The following is a 269-nucleotide window of genomic DNA, read 5'->3' as shown; positions in this document are numbered from 1 at the left end:
CCTTGATCGCGTCGAAGCTGCCATAATGGTCGAGATGTTCGGGATCGATGTTGGTGACGACCGCGATCGTGCCGTCGAGGCGCAGGAAGCTGCCGTCGCTCTCGTCGGCCTCGACCACCATCCAGTCCGAGGCGCCGAGCCGCGCGTTCGAGCCATAATTGTTGATGATGCCGCCGTTGATCACGGTCGGGTCGATCCCGCCCGCATCGAGCAAGGCCGCGACGAGGCTGGTCGTCGTCGTCTTGCCGTGCGTGCCGGCGATGGCGACC

The 269-nt window shown here is 65.4% G+C and carries 1 protein-coding gene; it reads right to left on the bottom strand.

Annotation, left to right across the window (positions count from 1 at the left end; genetic code table 11):
- On the bottom strand, positions 1–269 hold a 269-nt coding region (locus SB754_RS20545; RefSeq protein ID WP_410784210.1), incomplete at both ends, for a Mur ligase family protein.

Source organism: Leifsonia sp. SIMBA_070, assembly GCF_046534635.1.
Lineage (GTDB): Bacteria > Actinomycetota > Actinomycetes > Actinomycetales > Microbacteriaceae > Leifsonia.
Note: the sequence above shows the minus strand (reverse complement) of the source record. Positions and strands in the feature narration are given on the sequence as shown.